At 58.7% G+C, this 24,157-nt stretch carries 23 protein-coding genes, 2 tRNA genes and 1 pseudogene; 18 read left to right on the plus strand and 8 right to left on the minus strand.

Going from position 1 to position 24,157, the window contains the following annotated elements; all coding sequences use genetic code 11:
* Positions 1-13 precede the first annotated feature (13 nt).
* Positions 14-1,378 carry a CCA tRNA nucleotidyltransferase gene (cca, locus tag GN153_RS01765; RefSeq protein WP_159899172.1) on the minus strand — a complete coding sequence of 455 codons (1,365 nt, stop codon included), beginning with the start codon at positions 1,376-1,378 and terminating at the stop codon, positions 14-16.
* A 90-nt stretch (positions 1,379-1,468) separates the two neighbouring features.
* Here cca and GN153_RS01770 point away from each other — a divergent pair.
* The 7 genes from GN153_RS01770 (at position 1,469) to GN153_RS01800 (ending at position 7,249) form a co-directional block, all read left to right on the plus strand.
* Positions 1,469-1,571 (plus strand) — tRNA-Asn (locus tag GN153_RS01770).
* Between the two features lie 227 nt (positions 1,572-1,798).
* Positions 1,799-2,269, plus strand: a complete 471-nt coding sequence (locus GN153_RS17745) for a group I intron-associated PD-(D/E)XK endonuclease (RefSeq protein WP_159899764.1) — start codon at positions 1,799-1,801, stop codon at positions 2,267-2,269.
* Positions 2,270-2,360: 91 nt separating this feature from the next.
* On the plus strand, positions 2,361-2,915 hold the full coding sequence (locus GN153_RS01780) for an FxsA family protein (protein ID WP_159899174.1): 555 nt from the start codon (positions 2,361-2,363) through the stop codon (positions 2,913-2,915).
* A gap of 488 nt (positions 2,916-3,403) precedes the next feature.
* Positions 3,404-3,477 (plus strand) — tRNA-Ile (locus GN153_RS01785).
* A gap of 511 nt (positions 3,478-3,988) precedes the next feature.
* The gene (locus GN153_RS01790) at positions 3,989-5,806 is read left to right on the plus strand and encodes a hypothetical protein (RefSeq protein ID WP_159899176.1); all 1,818 of its coding nucleotides are present in this window, start codon (positions 3,989-3,991) and stop codon (positions 5,804-5,806) included.
* 25 nt (positions 5,807-5,831) lie between these two features.
* Positions 5,832-6,518, plus strand: a complete 687-nt coding sequence (locus tag GN153_RS01795) for a hypothetical protein (protein ID WP_159899178.1) — start codon at positions 5,832-5,834, stop codon at positions 6,516-6,518.
* A 56-nt stretch (positions 6,519-6,574) separates the two neighbouring features.
* Positions 6,575-7,249: a hypothetical protein gene (locus tag GN153_RS01800; protein WP_159899180.1), complete on the plus strand. Its 675-nt coding sequence runs from the start codon at positions 6,575-6,577 to the stop codon at positions 7,247-7,249.
* Here the strand turns inward: GN153_RS01800 and GN153_RS01805 are convergent.
* The gene (locus GN153_RS01805) at positions 7,246-7,821 is read right to left on the minus strand and encodes a hypothetical protein (protein WP_159899182.1); all 576 of its coding nucleotides are present in this window, start codon (positions 7,819-7,821) and stop codon (positions 7,246-7,248) included. The two genes, GN153_RS01800 and GN153_RS01805, sit on opposite strands and share 4 nt — an antisense overlap.
* A gap of 149 nt (positions 7,822-7,970) precedes the next feature.
* Positions 7,971-8,723: a hypothetical protein gene (locus GN153_RS01810; protein ID WP_159899184.1), complete on the minus strand. Its 753-nt coding sequence runs from the start codon at positions 8,721-8,723 to the stop codon at positions 7,971-7,973.
* A gap of 180 nt (positions 8,724-8,903) precedes the next feature.
* On the opposite strand from GN153_RS01810, the gene GN153_RS01815 reads away from it, so the two are divergent.
* Genes GN153_RS01815 through GN153_RS01840 form a run of 6 tightly spaced genes read left to right on the plus strand, consistent with a single transcriptional unit; the run spans position 8,904 to position 13,566 of the window.
* Positions 8,904-9,269 carry a hypothetical protein gene (locus GN153_RS01815; RefSeq protein ID WP_159899186.1) on the plus strand — a complete coding sequence of 122 codons (366 nt, stop codon included), beginning with the start codon at positions 8,904-8,906 and terminating at the stop codon, positions 9,267-9,269.
* 3 nt (positions 9,270-9,272) lie between these two features.
* On the plus strand, positions 9,273-9,668 hold the full coding sequence (locus tag GN153_RS01820) for a hypothetical protein (protein ID WP_159899188.1): 396 nt from the start codon (positions 9,273-9,275) through the stop codon (positions 9,666-9,668).
* Positions 9,665-11,269 carry a hypothetical protein gene (locus GN153_RS01825; protein ID WP_159899190.1) on the plus strand — a complete coding sequence of 535 codons (1,605 nt, stop codon included), beginning with the start codon at positions 9,665-9,667 and terminating at the stop codon, positions 11,267-11,269. The genes GN153_RS01820 and GN153_RS01825 overlap by 4 nt, the downstream gene beginning before the upstream one ends.
* 35 nt (positions 11,270-11,304) lie before the next feature.
* Positions 11,305-11,895: a hypothetical protein gene (locus GN153_RS01830; protein WP_159899192.1), complete on the plus strand. Its 591-nt coding sequence runs from the start codon at positions 11,305-11,307 to the stop codon at positions 11,893-11,895.
* Complete coding sequence (locus GN153_RS01835; RefSeq protein ID WP_159899194.1) at positions 11,892-12,680, plus strand: hypothetical protein; 789 nt, start codon at positions 11,892-11,894, stop codon at positions 12,678-12,680. Before GN153_RS01830 ends, GN153_RS01835 begins: the two co-directional genes overlap by 4 nt.
* On the plus strand, positions 12,673-13,566 hold the full coding sequence (locus tag GN153_RS01840) for a hypothetical protein (protein ID WP_159899196.1): 894 nt from the start codon (positions 12,673-12,675) through the stop codon (positions 13,564-13,566). The genes GN153_RS01835 and GN153_RS01840 overlap by 8 nt, the downstream gene beginning before the upstream one ends.
* A gap of 1,226 nt (positions 13,567-14,792) precedes the next feature.
* On the opposite strand, the pseudogene GN153_RS01845 reads toward GN153_RS01840, so the two are convergent.
* Together GN153_RS01845 and GN153_RS01850 are read right to left on the minus strand one after the other, a co-directional pair.
* Positions 14,793-15,578 (minus strand): annotated as a pseudogene (locus tag GN153_RS01845) (hypothetical protein); the annotation flags it as partial.
* Positions 15,579-15,937: 359 nt separating this feature from the next.
* Positions 15,938-16,231, minus strand: coding sequence for an ArsR family transcriptional regulator (locus GN153_RS01850; RefSeq protein ID WP_236544732.1), 294 nt, complete (start codon positions 16,229-16,231; stop codon positions 15,938-15,940).
* A gap of 439 nt (positions 16,232-16,670) precedes the next feature.
* On the opposite strand from GN153_RS01850, the gene GN153_RS01855 reads away from it, so the two are divergent.
* Genes GN153_RS01855 through GN153_RS01865 form a run of 3 tightly spaced genes read left to right on the plus strand, consistent with a single transcriptional unit; the run spans position 16,671 to position 18,474 of the window.
* Positions 16,671-16,829 (plus strand): hypothetical protein, encoded by a 159-nt coding sequence (locus GN153_RS01855; protein WP_159899200.1) that lies wholly within the window; start codon positions 16,671-16,673, stop codon positions 16,827-16,829.
* Complete coding sequence (locus GN153_RS01860; RefSeq protein ID WP_201287786.1) at positions 16,826-17,446, plus strand: class I SAM-dependent methyltransferase; 621 nt, start codon at positions 16,826-16,828, stop codon at positions 17,444-17,446. The genes GN153_RS01855 and GN153_RS01860 overlap by 4 nt, the downstream gene beginning before the upstream one ends.
* Positions 17,443-18,474, plus strand: a complete 1,032-nt coding sequence (locus GN153_RS01865; protein WP_159899202.1) for a tyrosine-type recombinase/integrase — start codon at positions 17,443-17,445, stop codon at positions 18,472-18,474. The genes GN153_RS01860 and GN153_RS01865 overlap by 4 nt, the downstream gene beginning before the upstream one ends.
* Positions 18,475-18,878: 404 nt before the next feature.
* Here GN153_RS01865 and GN153_RS01870 read toward each other — a convergent pair whose 3' ends face one another.
* The 3 genes from GN153_RS01870 to GN153_RS01880 all read right to left on the minus strand — a co-directional run bounded on the left by GN153_RS01870 (position 18,879) and on the right by GN153_RS01880 (position 22,226).
* Positions 18,879-19,805, minus strand: a complete 927-nt coding sequence (locus tag GN153_RS01870) for a hypothetical protein (protein WP_159899204.1) — start codon at positions 19,803-19,805, stop codon at positions 18,879-18,881.
* A gap of 253 nt (positions 19,806-20,058) precedes the next feature.
* Positions 20,059-21,081, minus strand: coding sequence for a tyrosine-type recombinase/integrase (locus GN153_RS01875; RefSeq protein ID WP_159899206.1), 1,023 nt, complete (start codon positions 21,079-21,081; stop codon positions 20,059-20,061).
* Positions 21,082-21,452: 371 nt separating this feature from the next.
* Positions 21,453-22,226 carry an endonuclease/exonuclease/phosphatase family protein gene (locus GN153_RS01880; RefSeq protein ID WP_159899208.1) on the minus strand — a complete coding sequence of 258 codons (774 nt, stop codon included), beginning with the start codon at positions 22,224-22,226 and terminating at the stop codon, positions 21,453-21,455.
* 144 nt (positions 22,227-22,370) lie between these two features.
* On the opposite strand from GN153_RS01880, the gene GN153_RS01885 reads away from it, so the two are divergent.
* On the plus strand, positions 22,371-22,709 hold the full coding sequence (locus tag GN153_RS01885; RefSeq protein ID WP_201287787.1) for a hypothetical protein: 339 nt from the start codon (positions 22,371-22,373) through the stop codon (positions 22,707-22,709).
* A 9-nt stretch (positions 22,710-22,718) separates the two neighbouring features.
* The gene (locus GN153_RS01890; RefSeq protein ID WP_201287788.1) at positions 22,719-24,152 is read left to right on the plus strand and encodes an APC family permease; all 1,434 of its coding nucleotides are present in this window, start codon (positions 22,719-22,721) and stop codon (positions 24,150-24,152) included.
* Positions 24,153-24,157: the final 5 nt, after the last annotated feature.

Consider the following 24,157-nt stretch of genomic DNA (forward strand, 5'->3'; position numbering starts at 1 on the left):
CAGAACCGTCGAGTCAGGGCCGTGGCGCGAAGTAGCGGGCCAGTTCGACCCCGAACGCGCCTGCGAGGTCGGCGACGGCCTCGCCGGTCAACACCTCGTATCCCTCCCGCAGGGCGGACCCGACGCCCGCGCCGAGCGCGACGTCGAACAGCCGGTCGCTCCGGCAGAACGCGGCCGCCGACGCGACGTCCCGCTCGCGCTCGACGACGTAGCGGTCGCCGTCGATGAAGAGGCCGTAGGTGTCGGTGTCGGCGTAGGCGTCGAGGAAGTTCCGGGCGTGCTCGCTGACGTGGACCGGCGGCCCCTCGTGGCGCTCGACGGCCGGCAAGTCGGCGACCGAAAGCTCCAGAAAGAGCGCGGCATCCGCGGCGTCCTCGCGGGCCAGCGCTTCGGCCCGGAGCACCTCGAACCCCCGGCGGTCGAGTTCGTCAACCAGACCGGCGAGTGACTTCTCGAGCTGGGGCCACAGCTGGTCCTCGACGAGGTCGGGGGCCTCGAACCGGACGGCCAGCGGCGTCGTCTCCCGGGCGGCGACGTGCTCGCGGACGGCCGCGGCGTCCAGCGGGTCGGGGTCGGCAGGCTCGAACAGGCCGACACGGGGGCCGGCGAGCAGCTCGCGGGCGTAGTGCTGGAGCCGGGCGACGTTCTCGGCCGAGCAGACCGCGGCGACGTTGCGCTCGGGGTCGGTCGGGTCGACGACGACGAGCGGGTCGTCGAAGGAGACAGCGCCGTGGCTCTCGGGGTCGAGTTCGACCGGCGGGTGCCAGTCGGCGGCGGCAGCGACGAGCGGGCGGAACCCGCCGTACTCGCAGACGAGCAACTCGAGCAGAAAGCCCGAGAACCCGCGGGTCCGGAGGTCGCTGCCGTAGACGCCGATCCCCTTGCAGAACTGCTTGGCGACCCGGGCCTCGTCGGCCAGGTCGTCGTCGAGACGGTCTTCGAGGTAGCGGGTATGAAAGGGGGTGCGGTCGACCGCCGACTGGATGGCGGTCGCGTCCGCGACGTCGAAACAGGGGACCAGGTCGACGTCGTAGCCGTCGTAGGTACCGACGACGTAGGGGTGTTCGGCGTACTCCTCGTGGCCGTCCGGGAGGACGGCGTGCCCGACCTGGAGGCCGTACTCCTCGAGATGCTCGCGGTCGAGGTCGGGCGGGAAGGCCACAAAGAGGTCGATATCGCGGTCGCCGGCGAGCCAGGTGTCCCGTGCGGTCGAGCCGACCTGGAGGATTTCGGCGTCGACGGGCAGGTCAGCGACGGCGGCCTCGGCGCGCTCGGCGAGGGCGGCGACGGTCTCCCGGAGCCGGCGGCGTTCCTCCGCTGTGGGGACGACCCGCCCGCGGACCGTCGCCGTCACCGCCGCGAAGTCGTCCTCGGACATGTGCTGGGTGTCGGGAGGGGTGCGTGAAAGCGTGTCGGTACCGCGGGAAAGCGAAACGCCTTTTGGACGGTTCCGACTACGGTGAGTTGAGCCGCCGTAGCTCAGCTGGTAGAGCACCACGCTGTTACGGCCCGTAGGTCACCTGCGTGCCGCAGATACGTGGTTGTCCCAGGTTCGAGCCCTGGCGGCGGCGTACCCGACGGTTCCTGCGAGGCGTTCCGCTGCCGAGCGACAGCACCGTCGGTGTGGCAATTCATAGGGCTCGAACACGGAAGACGCAGCCCGCGCAGCGACCGGAGGGAGCGAGCAGGACCGTCTTGCATCGGTTCGAGCCCTGGCGGCGGCGCTTCTCATCAGGCCACACTTCCAGTTTCACCTCACTCGGCGAATAGTTACTTATCAGCCTTATCTGTAAATATCATTGAAGAATTCGCCAGGCAATTCAACAAACTCGAAGAGACACAGAAGCGAGGCCAGGCGACCGAAGCACTTCTGAAGGCACAGTTTGTGGTGAGAGACACCCCTGTTCTCGTTCCAGAATACGACAACGAGCCCTACGATTTCGTCGCTGAGATCGAGGATACTTTCTACAAGATACAGGCGAAGACGGCGTACCCCAGCCCCAAAGGGGGAACAGTACTGTTCGAGACTGTCAGTACTCGGGCACGGAGTGATGGATACGTTCGGGACGACTACCGTGATACGATAGATTTCTTCGCAGTCCACAATCCGGTACTCTCGGAACAGTACCTGATACCTATCGCAGAGGCCGCAGACGGCAAGATGGAGATTCGCTTCACCGAGCCGGAGAACAACCAGCGCGAAGGGATCAATTGGCACGAGGAGTACCTGCTGGACACTGTTCTTTCTGACATACTACAGACGGTGTAGAGCAATTTAGTGAGTGCGAGTGATTCTGAGAGGTGGAATCTGGGCCGCGATAGCTCGAAAAGCGTTTCCGGCCGGGGGAGCTACTCGGCGTATGCTTCGGATCATCGGGGTGCTGTTGCTCATTCCCATCCTCGACATCCTCCTGCTGGTGGTCCTGATGGGGGTCATCGGCTGGGAGGTAGTGGTGCTGGCGGTGGTGCTGTCGGCGCTGGTGGGGCTGTTGCTCGCCCGCGCGGAGGGACGGCACACGCTCCGGAAGATACAACAGAAGCTCGCGCAGGGCGAGCCTCCGACCGACGAACTCCTCGACGCCGCCCTGCTGCTGGTCGCCGGCGGCTTCCTGCTCACTCCGGGGCTCGTCACCGACGCCGTCGGGCTCCTGCTCGTGGTCCCGCTGACGCGGTACCCGGTCCGGCTGGCGGTCAAGCGGTGGGTGGTCGTCCCCTACGTCGACGCCAAGACGGGCGGCTTCGCAACCGGGAACGTCTACGTCGGCGGCTTCCCCGGCGAGGGCGGTCAGCAGGGTCCAGGGCAGGGTCAGGGCCCCGGTCCCGGCCCGGGTCCCGGCGGGCCGGGCGGCGAGGACGTCCACGACCTCGACGAGGACGCCTACGACATCGGCTCCGACGACGACCGGCAGCGCTGAGTTCTCTGCGTGACGTGCGGATCTGTCGTGTGGCCTTGCAGCAACTGCGCCCTCTGGACCTGGGAACAGCAAGAAAGCCCCGACCGTCTCGGCTCCCGGGTACCGAGAGACTCGCCTGCTCGTCTCTCGACGTCACGCTCGGCTTCGCCTCGCGTGACTCTCGCTGTGCTCCTCGCCTCCCGCTGGCCGGCTGCGGTGTCTGCTCACGGGCAGCGGGGCGGTGCAACCGCCCCGCCATCGCGGCACTCCGCGCCGCGCACGGCCCGTTCGCACGGGCCGAGGCGCCGCAGACGTGGTCCGAGAGACGGCAGTGCCGTCTCTCGTCATCTGCTCACGGTAGCTCCGCTGCCGTTCGCATGGTTCGCGGGACTGAAAGGGGTCGGGCGCTTTCTTGCTGTCTCTGACGTTCTCCGTCGCTCCATCGCACTCCCGCCATCCAAAAGAAACGCTTAACAGGACAACTCCGGTACGTCCGAATGCGCTCGCCCGGGCCAATAGCTCAATCAGGTTGAGCGCTCGGCTGATAACCGGGAGGTTCGCGGTTCAAATCCGCGTTGGCCCATCTCGAATTCTTCCCGTTTCCAGCTTTCTCAGGAGCTGCGCCTAAGCCACTCTACCGCCGACAATCGGGAGAATTCCGAACGCACGGATACACCCCCCGCTCATCAACCCACAAGCAAACGTAGTGGACGCCTTCGCCGTCGGGCGTTCAATCCGGCTCAGGGGGGTCCCTCCCCCGAAGACTGGCCGTTCCCGCGCAATGAGTTCGTCCGCGCTTCACGGCTCCGCGCCAGCGGCGCTACCGACGGAGATGTCCGTCGCGCCATCGAGGCCGCCGAGGGTGGTGATGCCCCGTGACCGACTGGTCGCGCTTCGTCGCCTACAGCTGCCGCCATCGGCGCTGCCAGTCCAACTGCATCAACCCCGTCGACTCGGGACCGGCACAGACCAAGCAGTGCCGGCGCTGCTACTGCGCGCACGACCCCGAGTCGTTGGACTCCCTCACCCACCACCTGCCCGACCACGCGCGCGGCCAGCCCGCGCAGTCGGCTCCCTCCCTCGACTAATTCTGAATGGATCTCGTCGAGCCTCCAGGCCACCTGGGCGGGCTCGACCTCGCGGACAGATGTAACACTCCCGTCTTAGCGGACCTCCTGGAAGAGCGCGATCTCCTCGGCTACGGCCAGCTGCTCGACGGGTCGCTCACAGAACGCGACACCGACCGCTGCCGGATTGCAAAGTTCATCGCCTCCAAATCCGAGGGTACACCGCTCAAACACGTCGTTTCCTACGCGGTCAAAGGAGTCTCCCCGGAAGCCTGTGAGCGCGTCGAAGGCTCCGACCCCGACTACCAGTTTGCATACCGCTTCGTCGACGACCTGGCAAGCCACGATCCACCGTTGGTGGAGAAATCGCAAGACTGCGGGGTGCTCATGGTGACACCCGAACTTCCGCTTATTGACTTGATTACAGAAGGCATTAGTGAAACAGTCCACCGTTCCGACGACACCCTCCGAGACGGCGATTTCCTCCGGAAGCGCCTTCAGACCGTCTCGAAAGTCGACGACGACCTCCGGGAACGACTGGAGGACCGTTTTACATCCTACCTCGACCGCATTGACGACTACCGCTTGCTCTTCGATGTCCACCTGGTCGGGCGCGGCACAGAGAACAAACGGCAGATGACAAAGCGGTACAAGACCCGGTTCAATGACCCCGGGCGCATCCGGAAGCAGTTCGCCCGCTTTAACGACGCTCTCGAACACGGATACAAGAAGGCCGACAACGCCGTTTTAGTAACCTACACCACCGACCCGAAGCGGTTTCCCAATCTGCTTGAAGCCATCGAAAGTATCAACCCGAACTTCCACCGGCTACAGCAGTATCTCTCGTCGGACCCTTCCACCAAATCCGACACCCGCCAGGACTCCGTACTCAACTGGCGTCCCGAGCTCGACGACGAAGTGACCGGACGACCTCGGGAATCGCTCGACTACATCAAGGCCCTGGAGTTCACCGAGAAGGGCTACCCACACCTACACGTTCTCTATTTCGACGTACCCACCCGGGAGAAAGACGGGATGCCCTGGCTCTGTGACAAAGCCGAACTCTCCTCGAAGTGGATGGACTACGGCCAGGGCCGCATCGTCGACACCTACCCGCTCACCTATCGGGACGACCTCGACGATCTTGATCCTGAGTTCGACCAATCCGAGGGATTCGTCGACTGGTACCGCTTCGGTGACCACGGCCACGGCGAGGACTGGATACGTCAACAGACCCGTACTCATGAGCTGATCGAGTTCGACGACGATGCCGTAGCCAGGGAGTCCACCGCGGGCAAATACCTCGGTAAGTACCTGAGTGCCACGTTTGGCTCGTTACTCGAAGCTACCGAATCCTTCCAGGTGGATGATAACTCACGAGACTCATACGCGGACAAGGCGGCGACGTGGAAGCTTGCCCTCTACTGGCTCACAAACAAGCAATTCTGGTCGTGCTCAGAAACAGTAACCGGTGCTATCGACCCGAATGACCACGTAGAGCAGGATCCTGATGTTCGCCAGGCCGTCCGTGACTGTTCGCTCCAAACGCTCCACCAAATTGTATGTCCGGAGCTGTATGACAGCTTGGCTCGCCGCTCCTGGAATGACCTTACTGATCTTAATTCCGCTGTAAAGTATGCATTATCTCAAATTGACACTCCAATCTTACGGTCAACTCTCCCAGCTGAGAAGTCCTATCGAATAGTAATTGACTATATTGGAGCATATGCTCAGTGGGATCTGCCAGTTATGTCTATTGGACCACAGCCTTATGATCTTGAAACTGTCGAAGAAGCCCAATCGGCTTCGTCGTTTCCTACCTCGAATACGAATGACCGATTATAAAGTAGAAGAGATCTAACAGTAGCATATGCAAGCAGGTGTCATAGCCTCGGTCGAGACTACCTCACCCATTAAAAATTACCGACAAAAAGTCTCCGTCGATGATCATCCAAGGTTCGATTCGCTTGAGCAGTGTATCGAAATTCGGCAAGAGTTCTCTCTCGAGGATGGCCGTACTGCACAAGTAGGACGAGCGGCCATCGAAGATCTTCGAAATAGAGAAAGTACAAACATAACTGATGGTGGTGAAATCGTTCAAAGAGAGCAGGAAGAAAAATATACGCGATATACTGAATTCCTTCACGTATCGGGCAGTTTTCTTATGGTCCGGAGTAGTACCGGAACGTTCCTATTTGATTTGTTGAATAATCATACAGACAAACAGATCAACGTCAGTAATATACGAGTTAATGAGTTTACCGACGAACATCCCCAAGCTTTAGTCTGGAAGGTTGGGTTCCGTGACCGGGGCAATAACGCTGAGAACGGTATAATCCACGGCGACGGCGTCATGCAAGATACTGAGGTTGGCGATATCTTGGGGACTAGTGATAAAAACCAGGTCGGTTTAGTGTATGACTTCAATAGTGAATCTATTAAAATGTTCATAACTGAAGGGGGGTACGTTGAAATCTATCAGCCCAGCAATTATGACGTGAAGGATACGATCAGATTCGTTGAGAGCGAACTGCTCCATCTTATGTACCAAGAGTAGAGCGACTCAACATATCCAGTTAATTTTATATGTTATGTCTACCTGCATATTACTAAATGCCAACATCATGTAGCATATACGAATTAGACTCACCGATTGATACTAATGATTTGTTAGATAGAGTGAATGACGACTATCAACACACCGGATCTCATCCTGAGATCGAAGACTCTCTCTTGACTGACGTCGTAGACGTTCACAGTACAAATCGAGGTGTCGCATGTACAATCCGATATGACACCCCCAAACAACGCGGCTCTAGAGAGGATGAATCTCCGTGGTATATTGATGTTGAGCGAGCCCGTGTTCGGTATACAGACCAGTATTTCATTTTATTAGGTAATCACAGCGGACGCGCCTTGCGAAATGCCCAGGAGATAATCAACGTCTCTCCAGACGAGGTCTCCAAAGTGACCATCACCACATCAACTGTTGCGAGAGTGTACTCACAGGACGGGCAGGGCGGAATGCGCGGTTCTTGGAATAATGCAGATGAATATATCGACAATGCTACTCTCTCAGGTGAAATCGAACAATCGGGGTTGACCACAGAAATCAGAACTAATCCGAGCAGTCAACCAACTTTCCGCCAGTTCGCCTCCCAATCCTATGACGAGAATACTGTCGGTCTCTCCAGTAATCAGGACCGTGTCGCATTTTGGGGCAGTGATTGGAATGAGAGTGACTACGAAGATTACATCTACCAGTTCATCCTTCCAAATTCTCCTTAGTTGAATATCTCAGCCAATAGATTGATTGCCGACTCTGCCTCTTCTCTCGCGACCCCTCGAATACGGATTCGATTGTCGAAGATCTCCGCTTGCATTCCATCTCCCATCCGCAAATCAAACCGCTCAATACTCTTCCCGGTAGGCACTGTGTCCTCCAGTTCTATGGTCAGGCTTGTGTTTCCCTCACGACTCCACAACATTTCAATCCCCTCTTTAACCTCCTCAACTGTACTGAATAACCTGATAATGCATTCCTCGATATTTCTACCGTCACAATCACTCTCCGCACTAATTCTAATTCTATCCGATGAATCTTCATATGGCTCTGGAGGAAATTCACCTTTCGTCGACAGTGAATTAACTTGTATCTTATATTTTATATCATATATATCATATTTTATTCCGCGATGGGAGCGCTGGATATCTACTCCTAACTGAGAAGTGATATCCGATAACAATTCTTCCGAGTTTTCCGGATTTGATAGCGAGCAGGTAGAGGTGACTACAACCGTTTCTATCGGTGGCAGGTCTTTGGGCACAAACTGGGCTAACGAGGACACGCCAGAGCTCATATTACTCGTTATTCCCTTTTTTCACTTTGTTACTCGCACTCAAATGTGCCTTCGTTTATATATTTTTGTGCCACGTGCCATCCGCTTTGGACAGCGACTTAGCCTATCCTAACTTCGTATCGTAATACTCCTTCCGGTATGACTGATAATTATCGGAAAAGACTCCCTCGGTTTCTTTTTCTTAAACGGTCCTCTATTTGACCTGCTTTTTGAACCGCTTCTGTGCGGTGGTGCTCCCGGTCTTGCTTGATTTCGTAGAATTCTCGAATAATTTCTTGCCTGTGTAACTCCCACAACCGTTCGTTCCAGGGCGGGTGTTCAAGATTCGTGTCCCAGTAATCGATCACTCCTTCTCCGAAACCAATGGCTGGACGTTGGGCCATCGACCTCAGGTTAGCCTCCAAGCCAGCTGCCGACTCAGCGCTTTCGAACCCTTCCCATAATTCAGACACCCATTCGACGACTTCACCCGTCATTAACTCAGGATCGCTGTGCTGGGCTCCGTGTGCTTCTGAGACCGTTTCCGTAGGAAACACAGGGATTTCATCTTCCATTCTCCCCTCCGGGAACAGCGAGACCATCTCCCGACCCATTCTAACTTCTCTTTTGTGAATATTATTCAGTTCAGTCAGGTGATCAACGTATACCCCAAACATTGCCTGAAGATCCGGTTGTACCCGATCACGAATTGCTTCGTTTAGCCCTTCCCACTCAGACCGCCTCCTCCCGCGACTTCCCGGCAGATCTCCTCTTGATGCTTCGGCAATTTCATCCAAGAGTGGTTCCACTACCTCTTCTCTTTGCCACTCTTTTTTTGTCTTAGCCATACCCACTACTTTCCGCACTGGAACAGTCACTAATCTGGCCACAGTTCTTAATCCGATTCCCCCGTCCGCTGGCATACTGAATTCGTTTGTTCTGACTCTCTAAATTGTTTTGTGAAAATAGATATGTGAGCGTCCTCAAAATTGCACGTTAATTCTCCGTAATACAAAGGCGTGATTTTGTCTTTCACTCCTCATCCGACCTCCTTCTGTTGATTCGCTTTTATTAGTGTTTACCTCTAGTAACATCGGTTGGTCATGGCAACCGACCAAGCGAACCCCCCTGAGGGGTTCACGAAAGCAGAGGCCCCCGACCAGACCGACGACTACGACACCGACTGGATCGAGCGCCCGGCGCTGGGCGACCTGATCCAGGGTATCCTCCTGGCTCGCAAGGAGGACCGCGGCGAGTACGACACCACCGTGCTCGAACTCCGCCTCACCGAACCCTACGGCGAGGTCGACGCTGACGAGTGCGTCGCCATGTGGTCGACCGACGGCATCGACGTGCAGCTCGACCAGGAGGGCGTCGAGCGCGGCGAGGAAATCGCCATCACCTGCGACGACACCTACCAGCGCGACGGCCAGGAGCGGCGCAACTACGCGGTCTACACGAGGGAGTAACCAATGGCGTACTCCAACAGCATGGGCGGCATCCTCGGGGACTACAAGAACCTCCGGACGGTGCCCGCCCTGTTCTCCATCGTGTTCGCTCTCGCCTCGCTGTACCAGTTCGGCGGCATCGCCACCGTCGAGATCGTGTGGGTCAACTACACCCTGACCGCCCAGCACGCCATGTACATCTCGCTGGGCGCGTACGCTATCGCGTTCGCCAGCTCGGAAACCAAGGAGTTCAGGAACTATCGCGACTGGGAGCAGGCTGCCATCGCCGCCGGCCCCGTGGTCATCCTCGCTCACGGGTTCGTCCCGCAGGTGACTGATATGGTGGCGAACAATCAGCCCCTCCTGGGTGTTACCGCCTTCCTGGCCGTGCTATTCTCCTGGGGAGTCGCTGTCAGATGAACCGGAGTCGCGCCTTCGCGCTCGTCGGCACCTGGCTAATGGTGCTGAGCCTCGCCGGGGGCGCGGTCGTGCTCGCGCAGTCACCGACTGCCTCCGAGCCCGTCGAAGAGACCACCGGCCTCGACGCTGCTATCATCTCCCCGGTCGGCTCTGCTGACGCCTCGGTACTCGCTGGCCTCGCCGCGGGCGTCGTGCTTGGCGTCGGCGCCAAGGCTGTTGCTGACCACGTCACGCAACCGTCCGAGGAGGAGATGGCGAAAATCGACGCGCTCGAAACCAAAGCGTCGATTCATGGCAACATGCTGACGTTGGAGCAGAAAAATGATGAGTTGCTGGACACCTTCAAAAACCGTCTCGCGGACACGGACTCCGTTGCTCGGAAGCTCGGTCAAAACGCCATGTACCGGGCGTACGAAAACGGAACCACGACCAGCCTCGCTCGCCAGCGAGGGTACGACGCTGTCGAGGACTACATGTCCGGTCGACAGGCCCAGCTGGTCACGTCGTGGCGCACCACGTACGCCACCTTCGAAAACTCGTTCGACGTTGCTGAGAACACCTCGCAGATAAACCGGACGTGGCCTCTCAAAGGCGTGAATGAGCCCATCTCCGGAGACGACTACGCGACGTTCCAAGATGTCGAGCTGGGCCACACAAAGAACATCACGTTCGTCAACGGCACGACTGTCGAGATCCCCGTCATCCGCGCTAAGTGGACGATGGGACAATCCGGCACCGGCAGCGACGACCAGTGGCACACCATCGGCCCTATCCAGGGTGGCTATGATGGCGAGTACATCGACGCGAACGGTAACGGGTACTCGTACTCAACTGGCCCGTTCTACTGGGATGAGATGGTCGTCCGTGCTCCCTCGTCTGACTTTGATTCCTTCACGGTCGTCAACGTCACGACGTGGGAAACTCGCTGGAACACTATCGTCAACAAGACCGCAGACCGCAAAACAGAGATCGACAACACGTACGAGGCCACCCACCAGGACTACCAGCAAGGAACCATCGACACGGGTGACCTGATCGACCCCACGTTCGCGGCGGACCAGCTTGGTCCCGACGCGAGCTGGGGGACGTACACGGTCACCGCGATGATCGAGGCAGGGTACGGTCACCCCGAAGACCTCGACAGCGTTGCGACGATGAACGTCACGAGCGGGAACACCACGTACAGCGGTATCCTGCTCTCTGACGAGAAGCCGTCCGGCGGGTCGTTCGTTGTCGGCACCACCTACAATGCCTCGACTCTCGCCGGCCCCCAGCTGGTCGCTGACATGGACCGGCGCGAGATAGTCGAACTGGAGGGTGACTTCACCCTCACGAACGTGACTGACCCCGATGGACAGTCCGTCTCTGAGGTGGCGTACTCCCAGGTCGACTACGAGCACACCGACCCCACCCAGTACCGTGAGGCGCTGAACAAGAGTCAGGAGCAACGCGCCGAGGCTGAAGGCCGCCAGCAGAAGATGCGTGATGCCGCCGCTGGCGGCGGCCTTCCAGGCATTCCGAATCCCTTTGGATTTGGGGGACTCGGGAGTATCTTCATCATCGGCTTCGCGCTCCTGATCGCGAGCCGTATCGCTGACTAACCACCCAACACCCCTGCCCGCACCCATTTTTGTACATGACACGCCATACCCCAATCCGACAGGCGACGAGTTTCCTACTCGTCACACTCCTGCTTCTCGCCGCCCTCGGCGCGACCGTCGCCCCGGCGACGGCACAGCAGGCAGCACCGACCAATGCAACCAACACTACAACCCCTGGCCCCGCCTCCGACGGTGACCTCAACCTCGCTGATGGTCCGGTTCGTCTCACTGAACACGTCTCGCTCGTTGACCGGACCTACCAAGACGGCGTGGCTCGCGTCACGGTCGTCGTCGAGGATCAACCTGTTGCCGTCACGCTCTCCGGCGCCGTCGACGGCTTCGGGCAGGTCCCCCGCAATACCGTCGTGCTCGACCCAGGGCGGCACACCGTCGCCGTCCAAAGCGCCAGCCGTGCTGGTGCAACACAGGTCACCCTCCGCGCCGAGGAATCCCTGTACGCTATCCCATTCAGCTCTGACCAATTCGTACTGGTCGGTGGTCCCTGGACGGCAGGCGACGTCCAGCTCGCTGCACTTCTCGCCTCTCTCGGGACTGCCCTCGGGGCCATTTACTACCTCCGCTACAGCTACGGTGAACATGATGGTGAGCCAGAGGTGTTGACGTGAGCGACACTCCCAACCCTGACGACCAGGAGTCCACCGTTCGCTTCATCATCTCGGTCGTTGCATCCCGACTGCTCACCCTCCTCGGACTCGGTATCATTGTTGCCGGTCTTGCCTGGTGGCTCGGATTTACTCCCGAGATACCCCGCCCTCTCGTCCTTGGGGGTGTCATTATTGGGATCTTCCTCGCTATCGGTCGAATCTTGGTCGGCCCTTATATCTCCACGATTCTCCCCGATCCCGACTGGACCTACCTCGTCGACTTGGAGGTCACCGACCCTGATTCCGGGGCGCTCTATCGTCTCCCTCCAGGCTCCCTCGATGAGTGGGAAGTGACCGAATACAGTCTCGACAACCCGGTCACCGGACTCTACTTCGCCAAAGACGTTGATGTCGAGGAACGCACCTTACGCGGCACCTGGCGCGGCGAGTACAGTGATCGCGAACTCCTCGCGGCGTTCACTCGCATCCAGGAGCAACGCGAGAATCTGAAGGAGGATGCTGAAGTCGGGTTCACCCTCCGTCGGATGATGCCTGTCATCGTCCGCGGGCTCGTCAAACAGGAGTCCCGGAAGGTACAGCAGGCCGTGGAAGAGTTCAGCCTTCCCGACGGCTTGACCATCCAGCAGGCGATGGATCGTCTCGTCGACTCCACCGACGACCTCGACCCGGACGACCTCGACGATCTCGATGGCGGCGAACACACCGACACCGACGATACCGACCTCGCCCCCGATACCGAGCCCGATCCACCGAACCTGACCTCGGAGGCAACCGGCGATGACTGACGTAGATGAACACCTCCTCACAGCTGCCAAGCTCGCCGAGGCCATCGACGGCGACCTCGACGCCCCCGCGCAGGCCACACCTCTATCCACTCTCGCTAACGACCACCGCGGCGCGATCAGCTTCCTAGAAGACACCGACACCCTCCGCGGTGAGCTGCAAACGCTCTTCGCTCAAGGCGTCCACAACCGCGCCGCGCGGGACGGCCTCGATGGGCGCCCCGAACTCCTCTCCCACCTGGTCGGCATCACTGAACAGGACCTCGAAGCCGACGAGTTCTCATACACACTTGAGCTGATCAACCGCGTCCGGAACAACGAAGCCCCACTTTTCCTCACCGGCTTCGGGTTGCCGAACACAGGGAAGACCGGCCACATCCTCCACGACTGGCACCGAGCGTGGCAAACCGTCTATCCCGACGGCGTCTCCATTTCGAACGCCGACGTTCGGACCTTCGACCACACCATCACCTCCCTCGAAGAGCTGGTCACGTTCTGCCTAGACAACCCGGATGTCCAGAAATTCGTCTTCGTCGACGAGGGGAGTACCCACTTCGATGCCCGGACGAACTCCCACGAGGTTGCATCCCAGTTCTCGCCGTTCTCGAAGCGGTTTGCGAAACTCTCGGTCGACTTCGCTACTATTGGCCACACGGTGAAAGACGTCCATCCGGAGGTAAAGCGGCAGACGACAACGTTCTTCTACAAGCAATCGAAAAAGCAGGTCCAGTTCTTCGAGGACTACGCCGACGATGATCTCGTCAGTCCTGTTTTCCCCGATCACGTCGACGGACTGGAGAAACCCCCTGCCGACCTCTATGATCCCGACGACTGGAGCCCTCTGAGTTGGGATTTAGAACCTCAACGATTGACTTCGGCTGTCCAATAATCATATACTCCTCTTTTCCTATCGTGATCTATGGTAAGTGGACTACCAGGGCCGTTCGCCAAATTAGGATACGGGACATTTTATTTACCAGCTCTATCCTTTGGATACCTTTACACACAGCCTGATAGTGCCGCCTACTCACCCCAATTTCAGACCTTGGAGATATTTTCCTACAGTCTAAATATTGGATTCCAGTACTCTCTAACAGCGAGCGACTTCCTTCTCCTATTTTTAATCAGTCTGATTGGTGCTGTGCAAATACATGGACTCACTCGATCTATATACGGACCGGACGCTGAGGAAGGTGAGCGGAAGCTCAAATCGGTTACCAAACGTGAAATGCTAAGTATGACCACTTATCTCCGCGCCTATTTGCCCACTGGTAAAAAATTCAGGAGGATGGCCAATCCCACCCTCTATGTAAGTGATGGGAACAATTCCAGTTTTTATCACGACTTGGAGAAACTAAGTAACGATGCTGGCATCCCAGTATTACTAATTAGCCTAATAAAATTGATATTCTTTATCCCGATGTTCATATTGAGGCTGTTATTTTGGATTTCGACGATCCTTCTGTGGTTTGCGGTCCTTTCCACCCCGACGTATATTTCACTCATTTTGTTCTCCGCGCAGTTTTCCTATCATTTTAAAGGAATTCTCTGGACCTCATTTCCAGAACCTACTGGTTCGTATGAGTATACAAATGTATCTACTCCAACACATGATATTGACTCCAAACCCTATTCGAACCCTGCAGAAACACCTCGGATTAATAATTCCTCCAACCGCTCCAGGCCCGTCTTTCGAGGTCCGCCCTCACGTCAAAAAGATTCTTCAAACCGGGATAATTCTTGATCTATTGATGGAGCTGGGCTAGGCTGCGTTCGCTGTTCTGGCTGGGCATCTGGTACCCGGGCGGCTACCCAATCGGAGTGGTCCCCTCCGATTTGTTGAGCGTGGTGAGCTGCTTGCCCCACTATCCCACATCGCCCACCCACCGACCGGGCCACCCAATACCTCGGTGGTGCAGTCCCCTCCGACTCGGGATCGAAGGCCGATTTCGTAGCCCGCCGCCACAATCGCCCCAAGCGAGGACCGCAACGATGGCCCCCTGCCATGGGGGCCGGAGTGAGGACCGGAGCGCACGGGGCCGACCGGAGGGACGGCCCCCATCCCAACGCGAAAGCCCGCCCGCTACAGCAGGCAGGAACGTGGGTGCGGTCCTACGCGAACTCTAAATTGCTGTGCTTGTAGGTGTAGAGCTTGATATCCTGGTCGTCGCAGTAGGAGGAAAGAAGCGCCTCGTCTATATCCCGCCAGTCTCCTGGCCCGTCGTACAACGCGCTCGGGAAAGCCACTCGGACGGCCTCTCCGTCGAATTCCTGCCCGTAAATTTCTATCTGCGATTCAGGAGGTAAGACCTCGACGACCACCGCCTCAGATGCATCTTCGTCCCCTTTCCGAACCACCCGATCTCCTGGTTCGAATGGATTCTCAGGGGTTTGATTCATGTGAGCTGTATTCGGTCCAAGGTCGATCATTTCGTTCATCGGACGCATCGCCAAATGATCCAGCTTCTCCGGCTCTTGACCCGAGTACTGCTCTTCCATCTCCACTTTCGAGAGAAGTGCATCGACTCTCTCCCACCCCAGCAGGATCAGGCTATCCTCGTTGTCCCGGTGCCAAATCATCACAATAATCTCATCGTCGTCATCCTGTTCGATTATCTCCTCGGGACGGAAGGCCGACACGTCACGTGAAGTCTTCACGTCGACCTCGTGCTCGAACACCTGAAAGTCGTAGCCAGAGTAACTTTCGGGATTACATCTCCGCATCGCCTCCTCGTTCTCCCATTCCCACATCTCGGTGGGCAGATATTCTCGGCAGAAACTCTCGAATGCCATCTCGCCAAGGTTCCCGATCCGCTTCACATCCAGGTCGTCAGCATCCTGTTTCACCGCTTGATGATGAGCGCGTCGCCTGTCGATTTCGTCAGGCGTGAACTGGTACACGCCAATTTACATACATTCGGATTACTTGAACTTATCTACCAGCAATATTCTCTAATACCTGCGGGTGTCGAGGAGGGGGATACAGTTCGACATCGATCTCCCCGTCGAGGTACTTTCTTCCCCATGTCGTCAACTCCACCAAGTCCATATCTTCGGTGAGAAAAGCGACCAAATCTACATCCGCCAGAACACGGCACCGTTCCCTAACCTTCGCCTCGGTAGCGTAAACTTGTGGCAGGCTGGCGATGAACCGCGGTGTCGACCACGATTCCTCGCTCAGATGTTCCAGAATCCGGTCGTCCAGGGCTTGCTGCCATCTCGCTGTTCTTCGTATGGTCATTATGGAGGGCGGTAAGCTATTATGCGTCGTTCATTCCCTGGCTGGATTCAGGGCTGTTCTCTCCTGGAGTCTCTTGATTCACGTACACCCCTTCTTCGGCGTCGTACTCCTCCTCCAGGTATGCCTTCCCCTCGTCGGTGATCACATACGCGCCATTCCCGACGTGCCTGAGTAGGTCGTGCTCGGCAAGCTTCTTCATTCGTCTCCCGATCTGTGTCCGTGAGACTCTAATCAACCCACTATCGCTGATCTGCTTCGGCGTCCCGCTCCCGTCGTTCTCTCTCATCCACTCCAGAATGCGGTCGTCCCACACACTCTGCCAAGAACCAGATAGACGCATTGACGATATCTATGCTCCCTGCCTCACCTAATTCACTCTTTATATAATATTGTTCCCGAAAAAGTAGGATATGGATGTTCGATACATTTATGCACTATACGGTTAATTGTGTTCACTGCGGGCCACCGACTACTGGCTCGGCGTCGTCAGAAAGGGCCGTGTTACAGCACGGCCCGATGGTGGTCCCGTCCCCCAGCTATGAACGACGGAACCGAATCGGGGCGTACGCCCCACCGGCACGTAGCGGCGCTATCGAATAAAAATAGCCGGACTCCTCGCGCTTCCTGCTCTCGGAGGGATCGGTGATGGCCTGGCAGGCCACTATCACCGACTATACGGACCCGACCCCGGCGCGAGCCATCGAACGCATTCAGCGGCAGACGCGCCAGGCGCTCCGAAAGGAGGGTCGCGCGTGACTCAGCTCGACCACTACGAGCACGAGTGCTCGAACTGCCACCGCCGGACGATCCATCATACCTTCGACCACGAGGACCAGGGCGACGAGGTGGAATTCTGGTGTCGCTACTGCGAGGAAGACGTGACCGGCACCATCAGGAGGTTCGTCGCGTGACTCCTGATACTCAATCTCCGGACGCTATTGACCGGACCGAGGACAGCTCAAGGTGCGTCTCTGAGACAATACTCGACGCGACCTGTGGTGGTCGCAGCATCTGGCTCGACGAAAACAAGAACCGGGAGGATACGCTCTATATCGACCGCCGCGAAGAGCCAGCCGGATTTGTCGACGAGGCGGTAGCAGACCCGCCCAACAATCCGAACTACGAGGTCTCCCCCGACGAGGTGCAGGATTACAGGGACCTGCCATACCCAGATAGGACGTTCAACCTCGTGGTGTTTGACCCGCCCCACATCATCCGCGGCGATGGTATGAAAACGCTCACCGGGGTGATGACCAAGAAATACGGCGCGCTGAAAGCAGAAACCTGGCAATCGGACCTCCGCCAAGGATTCCTTGAGCTGTTCCGAGTTCTGAAATTCGGTGGAACCCTGGTGTTCAAATTCTCAGACGAGTCTGTCGATTTCCGGACCGTTGTTGACCTTGCACCCCAGCCACCGCTGTTCGGCACCACGGTTCGAGGTGGCGGTTCCAGCGTCGAAACAAGGTGGTTCGTGTTCCACAAAGACTGCTCAGTAAACACGGATACCGAACAGGGAGGGTCGTCATGACCGACGACCTCGACCCCATCACTCCGGATGCTGCGCTCGACTACTACCTCGATGCCCGCCGGTACGACCTCCGGGACAGCACCATGCGGAGCCACGAATCCCGCCTCCGGTCCTTCACGGACTGGCTAAAAGACCAGGAGGTCACCAACATGAACGACGTCGACCTCCAGACCCTCCACGCCTACCGGGTCTACAAACGGGAGGACAACGGCGACGACGACACCTGCAACGACGTGACCATGCAGGGACAGGTGTCGACCATCCGCCGATTCCTCTCCCATCTCGTCGATATCGACGCTGTTCCCGAGGAACTCCCCGAACGCATCCGCCTCCCAAACGTGAACGGTGACGGAAGCGACGACACCCGCCTCGAATCCGCACGGGCGAATGCCATCCTCGACTACCTCCGAGAATTCCGCTACGCATCCTCGGAACACGTCGCCATGCTCATCTTGTGGCGCACGTCAGCTCGTCGCGGCGGCGTTCGGGCGCTCGACCTCGACGACTTCGACCGTGACGAGCGCGCCCTTTGCTTCCGCCATCGTCCCGAGTCCGACACCGCGCTCAAGAACGGCGCAGCGGGCGAGCGCGACGTGTCGATCTCTCCGCCGGTCGCCTCGGTGATTCAGGACTATATTGACAGCCCGAACCGACATGAGGTGACCGACGACTTCGACCGGGCTCCCCTGATCACGACTCAGTACGGGCGTCCCTCTCTGACGACCTTCCAGAACTGGGCGTATCGGCTCACCCGACCCTGTGTCATCGGTGAGCCGTGCCCACACGACTACGAACCCGCCACCTGCGAGTACAACACCCACGACGGCGCCCCTGGCTGTCCGTCGTCTCTCTCGCCCCACGCCGTTAGGACCGGCTCGATCACCGCCCATCGTGACGCTGGAACTCCCCGTGCGGTCGTCAGCGACCGCGGCGACGTGAGCGAGAAGGTACTGGAGAAACACTACGACAAGGCGTCCAAGCGCCAGCGGATGCGTCGGCGCCGCGACCACCTCCCGGAGGACATCTGATGACTCGCTACGACCCCGACCGGGAACCTGTCTACCTCAGGCCGCGTTGGCCCATCCGATTTTCTCTCGATTCTTTGCTCGTAATCGAGAGGGATGTTTAGCGGTACTATCGACAAATTCCAATGAGAAAATAAGAGAAATAACTCCGATTTTTTGAGGGATTTGAACCGTATTTCTCCTGCACCTCTGCGCCTTCGGGGAGTTCAGATTAGCCGGCTTCTCCCCCTCCATGATGTGAAGTCTGAGGTCACCACTTGCGTCCCCGTAGACAGCCGAGATCTCTCATCATGCATGCACTCGTCCTTCTCCCACATTTCTTGATAATTAAAAATGTTAAGCAGTGGTATGTTTCAACTGCCGTGCTGAATATAGGGCGCATGTTCAACACGCATATCCAAATGATCCTACAATCCAATCATCCGAAGAATAGCAGGGCTCTGCTTATCAATGATTATGGTGAGATACAACAACAGCACGAGCGAAAATTGGCGCTTTGCTCCAATTGGTGTCTCAAATGATGAATTACCGTATCGTGCGTAAGTGAACGTCAATAGGGCGATGAGAAGTATGGAACCAAGCCCGAGTGACACGCTTAGCAGTACCGAAATCAAGACACTATCAGTCACAAAGTAGAGTAGAACAGGTGTCCCAACAGCAAGCATTAACAAAACCAGGACGACTCCAAGGATTGCTCCGATGCCAGATGCGACCCTTATAATGAACGACTGCTGCTCAGTAGGGGTATCACTCAACCTCTGAAATAAATCAAGCGTATGTGAAAGATCGTATAGTGGTGATTTCACTGCTGAAGGTGCCAATTTGATCAGTGCATCGCCAAATGGATCCCCCCTGTGCTCAACATATTTGTTGTAATATAGAAGTACAAACCAGAGGGTGAGGTCTCGGTACATTATTTCGTATACTACAACAGTTCCAATCGGAAACACCATCAAGAAAACAGAGAGATAAATGTACGGGCTAAGCGGTACTATCGTGGCAGTCTGCTCCGCTAACGATAGTAATACGTAGAGAATCCCGAAGAAGGTTCCAGCGAAGATTGGCCAGTTTGTCCCTGCGATTAGTCGTTCTTGATAGGCACGACGATTATCCAGTGACATCCGCCGCGCCAGTGTCAGTACCAACAGGGAGATAGCAACTAACTTCGAGATTGGATGTAGAATTGGGCTGACCTCCGTGGTTGTCAGTAGCATCGACGAAATTAGCGCGGCAACGAGGATCTCGAAATTCACGGTTTGGCTGCTGTCCTTCTCAAAGAACTCATCAATGTCTATCTGCTTAAATTCATAATCGAAGGGTGGGATGTTACCCATCGATACAATCGATATGGCCAGCGTGTTGAAAAAGTCTCTCTGGTATAAATTCTGAGGGGGGTACCGTTTAGTTCAATTAAATAGATATACACTCAGTGCTGAATGTGTAGGGTGGCAACGAGAATAGTATCCATGCCCTTCAACTGATATGCGTGGGGTCGAAAGAGAGTGTTTCTCGTGGCTGGCCCACGCTCTGTATTCAGCACGCGGTGCCTATCAGTTCTGGGAGATTTCAACGAATTTTTTCACAATCCTATAATTCATCCAAATATTCTCTTCGTTGCGCCGCTCGTTCTTCCTCGGTTCGTCGGTCGTAGTGTTTCTCCAGAACGTCCAGACTCACGTTCATGCGGTCGCCAACGACTTTTTCCGGCACATCCTCAGAGAGATGGTTCGTGATTGAGCCCCGCCGGATTGCATGAGGGCTGACGCTCGACGGACACTTGCTCGCCTTGTTCCGGTCCATTGCTTCGCACGATTCGATCTCGCGTCCATGTGGGCAATCTCCAGTGTAGACGCACGGACGGGATATTCGGTAAATACTGTCCCGTAGAGAGCTTTTGCCGGGCCGCCCGTATTTGCTTGTGAATAGTGGTTCTCTACCGCTATCATCCACCGCCTCAATGCGATTGTACTGAATGTACGCATCAAGAGCATCACAGACCTCAGCGGTGACCGCAACGTATCTCTCACCGTCTTTTTTGTTTTTCAGCCGCGTTCCACTATCCGGTCGGTGTCTGAGTTCAAGATACTGTTCCTCCGGATCGTAGTCGTCAAGATCGAGGCTGTGGACCGCGCCGATACGCATCCCCGTATGCCACAGAACCTCAATAAGTGCGTGCGTCCGGGTTGCAGTCTCGAAGGTCCGGAGATACTGAAGAAGTTCTTCGGCTTCCTCGGCATTGAGCATCGCGTCCCGCTGGTCTTCGTGTTTCGAGAGGCTTGGGAGGAGTATCTTGTCGTGCAGACCGTCTTCCATAGCATCGATCCGCTCACACCATTTGACGAACACCCTGAGCGTCGAGAGCTGTGTAACCAGCGTCACGTTGTTCAGGTCGCCATCGTCGCGCCGCCACGTCCGGTACTGGTGTAAGTCACGCCCTGTTAGCGTGTTCAGGTTATCAATATCTTCCTCTCCGCACCACCGAACAAAGTGCCTGAGTCGGTAGTCGTGTGCCTGAAGCGTACTCTCAGACACTTCACCACTCCGCTGATCGAGGTACATTCGTTTTGCCTCTGCTGGCTCGATGTCGATCAAATCTGAGTTGGGTTCCATTAGTCCGGGCCTCCAGTCCAATCGCCGTTGAGCCAGCAGGCTGATACAGGGCGTCGCGGGGCGCGAGCGGAGCGAGCGCGAGGTTCGCGCGTGAGAATCCGCGTTGGCCCACTACCACCTTTTTCTGCGTCGGGTTTCCTCGCGACCCTCCGGCTCGCTGCGGAACCACTCCTTGAAAAACGTGGGCCAAAAAGGCCGCTCGCGCCGGCGGCGCGAGCGGGGTCCTCGTGAGGGGACCGAACGAGAGCTCGTCAGAGCCTCGCTCTGACGGCGAACCGCGCGCCGCAGGCGCGCGGATGCTCACCACAAACACCAGACACTCTCCGACGAGAGCGTTCTGCGGCCGCTGGACCGACAGACTGCCCGGTCGGTCACCGGAAGCGAAGATCGACAAACACGGGCAGGTGGTCGGAGGGGTACCGGCCGTTCTCGCGGGCCCGGTCACAGACCCGGTATCGGTCGACCGCCAGCCCGTCGGTGACGAAGACGTGGTCGAGTTCCCGACCCGGGTCCGGCGACTCGAAGTCGGTAACCGTCGTCTCCGGCCCCTCGACAGTCGTCGCGCGGACGCGGGCATCCGCGAGCGGGCGGTCGTAGCCCTCGCCGGTCAGCACGTCGTGGGGCTGGCTGCCGGGGCGAGCGTTGAAGTCCCCGAGGACGACCGCCTCGCAGTCCAGCGCGTCGACCCGGTCGCGCAGCAGCCGGGCGCTCTCGGCCCGGGCGGTCGGCCCCTGGTGGTCGAAGTGGGTGTTGAGCACCGCCAGCTCCCGGCCGGTCACGGCGTCGCGGAGGCGGAGCTGGGTGACGACGCGGGCGAAAGAGGCGTCCCAGCCGACGCTGCCCGAAACCGCAGGCGTCTCGGAGAGCCAGGCCGTCTCCGCCTCCTGGAGGGTGAACCGGTCGCAGACCCCGACGGGGTTGTGCGCCCCCGACCCCGGCTCGCCGACGCCTGCCCACTCGTAGCCCGACAGCCGCTGCTGGACCTCGGCGTGCTGGTCGCCGGTGCTCTCCTGCAGGCCGAGCACGTCCGGGTTCAGGTCCCCGAGCAGGTCGAACACCGCCGCCTTCCGCCGCGGCCAGGCGTCCCGCCCCTCGTCGAGCGTGGCGTGGCGGATGTTGTACGACACGACCGCGAAGGCCGACATCACCCCCCCCGTTGGACCGGACGGGATTGAATCTTGAGGTCCGCGGCGAGGACAGCCGCGACCGGACGGCCAGCCCCGACCGGCGCTCCCGGAACCGACCACGGAGTGAAAATTTATATGCCACACCATTGTGGGTGCTAACGCATGCCAGTCGGACGGTTCAGGACGGACCCCGCGGAACTCGACGACCTCGAGCGCCGGGTGTCCGCGCGCCAGTACCCCGAGGGCGCGCTCGTCGTCGGGATGGGAGTCGGGATCGCCGCACCGTTTCTCACCCAGCAGCTCTCGCTGTCGCTTCTGTTGCTCTCCGGGCCGGTCGGGATGGCGCTGGGTCCCGTCGCCGGCGGTGTGGGGGGATACCTCCTCGGCCACCGGTACAGACAGTGGAAACTCGCCGCCAGCCGGGCCGCCCGGGGGTCCGGCGACGACACGGACGGTGAGGTGGGAGCCGAGACCTCCGAGCGGGGCGGAGGCGGCTCGTAGGGAGAACCCGTGTCGGACGACCACTCGGTACTGACGGAGCGGGTCGGGCTCGTCGGCGTGATGGCGCTGGTCGTCGGCAACGCGATCAGTATCCCCATCTTCGTCCTGCCGGGGCCGCTGGCGGGCTCGGCCGGCCCGAGCGTCGTCCTCGCCGCCCTCGTGGCGGCTGTCCCCGCGGCCTTCGTCGTCCTCTATAACGCCCAGCTCGGGTCGGCGATGCCCGTCGCCGGCGGCCTCTACGTCTACATCTCCCGGCTCACTTCGCCCTTCTGGGGGTTTCTCGTCCCCTTCACGCTCTCGGTCGTCACGTGGGCCAGCCTGCTGTTTGCCGCCATCGGCTTCGCCGAGTACACCCGGTTTTTCGTCGGTCTCCCCGCCGACCTGCTGATCTACGGCTTCCTGGTCTTCGTGCTGGTGGTCAATCTGCTGGGCGTCAAGACCGTCGCCCGGCTGCAGGTCGTCTTCCTTGCCCTGCTCGTGGCCGCGCTCGCGACCTTCATCCTTCCCGGTGCCTTCGCCGTCGACACCGCGAACTACACGCCGCTTTTCCCCGAGGGTCCGGGCCCCTTCGCGGTCGCGGTCGTCGCCCTCTTCTATCCCTACCTGGGCTTTGGGCTGCTGACCGAACTCGGCGAGGAGATAGACGACCCCGGGCGGACGATCCCGATCGCCCTCCTGTCGGGGATCGTCATCGTCGCCGTCGTCTACCTGCTTCTGACCGTCGTGCTCGTCGGCGTGATGCCCTGGCAACAGCTGGGGGGGACGGAGGCGGCGGTCGCGGTGGCTGCCACCCGATTCTTGCCCTCGTGGGCGGCCGGATTCGTCGCGCTCGGAGCCATCTTCGCCGTGCTCTCGACGGTGAACACCACGCTGCTGGTCGGGTCGCGGACGGTCATGCGCGCCGCCCGCGACGGGATCCTCCCCGAAGAGTTCGCCCGCATCCACCCCACGCTCGGCACCCCGCACATTTCGGTGCTGGCGCTGGGCGTCCCGCCGGTCTTCCTCGCGACGGTCGTCCAGCAGGAGGTCGTCGAGCTCTCGGTGTTCATCGCGCTGGCGACGCTGACGGCGCTGTTTTTCGCCGCCATCGCGCTGTGGAATCTCCCGGTGGATTTCCCCGAACACTACCGGAACGCGACGCTGCGCTTCCGACGGTACCGTGGGTTGCTTTTCGTCGTCGTCGGCGGGATGACCGTCGCGGCCGGCTTCTGGCTGGTGACGCTGTTGCGGGTTCCAGAGGCGGGGCTGTTGCTCGTCGGCTGGTTCCTGCTCGGGTACGGCTACTACCGGTACCGCGTGACCCAGGTCGGCGAGGACAGCGAGGGGTTGTTCATGCGGATGGTCACGCTCGACAGCCACGAGGCCGCGTTCGCACGCGAGCAGAGCTACGAGGGCGTCGAAGAGATGCGCGGCGAGGACGCCGAGACCGGGTCCGACGACTGAACGAC

Origin of the sequence: Salinirussus salinus (assembly GCF_009831455.1) — an archaeon.
In the GTDB taxonomy this organism is placed as follows: domain Archaea; phylum Halobacteriota; class Halobacteria; order Halobacteriales; family Haloarculaceae; genus Salinirussus; species Salinirussus salinus.